The sequence below is a fragment of the Mesobacillus sp. genome (assembly GCF_049588175.1).
In the GTDB taxonomy this organism is placed as follows: Bacteria; Bacillota; Bacilli; order Bacillales; family Cytobacillaceae; genus Mesobacillus.
This window is the reverse complement of record NZ_JBAVFI010000043.1, coordinates 1-2472: the sequence shown is the minus strand read 5'-3', so window position 1 is coordinate 2472 and position 2472 is coordinate 1. Positions and strand designations below refer to the sequence as shown.

Here is a 2472-nt window from a genome sequence, read left to right as displayed (position 1 = left end):
GGTGAACGAGGAAATCATTAAGGTTGAGGATAAAAGTATTGAGGTTTTTCTAAAAAGCTTAATCGATTATGCCGGACTATTTCCACCAGCACGTTTACCGCTTGATGAGGCAATCAATAATTATATCTCATATAAAGAAAGTGCAGACTCTTGGATGCTTGGCACCTTTATTATTCCCGCTGGCTCATTAGAGGAGCTTGAGTTAGCGCTAACTAAATTACCTTCTGAAGTACCCCTGCTTTTATCCGTTACGGGAATGAAGCATGATCAATTTCATGATTGTGTAATTGGTTTTGATGCCGAACTAAAGAAGATTGCTTGTTTCCGTGATAGGTATGGACAAAAAGTACAAATAGACACATTTGAACTTCCAATGCCTCTTGCCGTACCAAAATTAGAGGAACTAGAGCTTCTTTCGGAAATGGCCAAAACTGAAAATCTAAAGCTTTTCACTGAAGTGACAATTCCGGATAGTCATGATTGGGAAGCAAAGCTTTTAGAAACCCTGGATGTATTTGCGGCTCACAATGCCGCCGCCGATCATCCGTTGGGTGTAAAGCTTAGAACAGGCGGGCTAGAGGCCAAGATGTTTCCATCACCAGAGAAGGTGGCTGTTTTTATTAAAGGCTGTGCAGAACGTAAGATGCCGCTGAAGTTTACTGCTGGTTTGCACCACCCTATCAGGATGTATCGGGAGGAAGTGCAAACAAAAATGCATGGCTTTTTAAATGTATTTGCAGCTGGCATTTTCGCATATGCCCATAATCTAGAAAAGGCTACTTTAGTGGAAATTCTAGAAGATGAACAGCCTGTCCACTTCAAATTCAAGGATCAAGAATTATCATGGGAAAATGTAAAAGTAAATGCAGCTGAAATTAGCCGATACAGAAGATTGTTATTCTCATATGGTTCCTGCAGCTTTGATGAGCCATGTGACGAATTGAGAGAATTGAATTTTTTTAAGGAGGCATACCGTTGTTAACATCATTTATAAAAGTAGATCCCAACTCCCATTTCCCAATTCAGAATTTGCCGTATGGAGTTTTTCAGTCGAAAGAAACGCAGGAAGAACCTCGAGTGGGGGTGGCGATTGGTGAGTATGTTTTGGACCTTTCGATCATCGATGAGGCAGGTCATTTTAACAACACAGCCTTGAGCGGCCATAAGGTTTTCCATCAATCTAACCTAAACCGATTCATGGAATTGGGAAAGCAAGCCTGGAAGGACGTTCGTGGGATTATTCAACATCTTTTGACAGAGGATGTGCCGACTCTAAGGGATGATTCATCCTTAAGAATGAAGGCACTAAGGCTTCAAAGCGAGGTGGATATGCTGCTGCCTGTTAAAATCGGAGACTATACCGATTTTTATGCTTCAAAGGAGCATGCTGCTAACGTAGGGACGATGTTCCGTGGCAAGGAGAATGCATTAATGCCGAACTGGACGCACTTACCTGTTGGTTATCACGGACGTGCCAGTTCTGTTGTATTAAGTGGCACGGAAATTATACGGCCACAAGGTCAAATTAAACCACCTGATTCAAACGAACCGATTTTCTCTCCATGCCGGCAATTTGATTTTGAATTAGAGGTTGGCTGCTTTATCGGGTCAGGAAACAAGCTTGGTAACCCAATCCCAGTTGCCAAAGCAGAAGAGCATGTATTCGGCTTAGTATTAGTAAACGACTGGAGCGCACGCGATATTCAAGCCTGGGAGTACCAGCCACTTGGACCTTTCTTAGCAAAAAACTTTGCAACATCCATCTCTCCATGGGTGATTCCGATGGAAGCCATTGAGTCATTCCGGACCTCCGGACCCATACAGGAACCAGAGCCTCTACCTTATTTGAAAACGAATAGGGCTGGCTCTTTTGACATTGAATTAGAGGTTTACCTTAAAGGTGAAAACATGGAAACACCGCAACGGCTGACAACAAGCAACTACCGTTATCTTTATTGGAGCATGGCTCAACAAATTGCCCATCACACGATTACTGGCTGTAATCTCAACCCTGGTGATTTGTTGGCATCTGGCACCATCAGCGGCCGGGAAAGAGAAACAAGGGGAAGTATGCTGGAGCTTGCATGGCGCGGGAATGAACCAATTAAATTGGCCAATGGAGAAGAGCGCATATGGCTAGAGGATGGCGATGAATTAATCATGACCGGATGGTGTCAGGGAGATGGATTCCGAGTGGGTTTCGGAGAAGTAACTGGACGTGTTTTGCCTGCTAAGAAGTTAGAAGGGCAGTCTAGTGAATATACGACTATAAAAAGCTAATTGACTTTGATAATGAAAGCAAAGGAGGAATCAACTCTTGCCTTACTATAAAAGTATGGGGAAAATACCAAGGAAAAGGCATACCGTTTTTAAAAAGGAGAACGGGTCGCTTTTTAGGGAACAAGTGATGGGGACTAAAGGGTTTTCCGGTCTTCAATCAATTTTGTACCATCATAACCCGCCTACACAAAT

At 43.1% G+C, this 2472-nt stretch carries 2 protein-coding genes and 1 pseudogene; all 3 read left to right on the top strand.

The genetic code is table 11. The annotated features are described in order from the left end of the window. A partial coding sequence (locus WB217_RS00960) for a hypothetical protein (protein WP_423989787.1) occupies positions 1–982 on the top strand: 982 nt, incomplete at its 5' end. Then, entirely contained in the window at positions 976–2280 is a 1305-nt protein-coding gene (fahA, locus tag WB217_RS00955) for a fumarylacetoacetase (RefSeq protein ID WP_423989785.1), read from the top strand. The genes WB217_RS00960 and fahA, both read left to right, overlap by 7 nt. A gap of 37 nt (positions 2281–2317) precedes the next feature. Further along, positions 2318–2472, top strand: a pseudogene (locus WB217_RS00950) (homogentisate 1,2-dioxygenase); the annotation flags it as partial.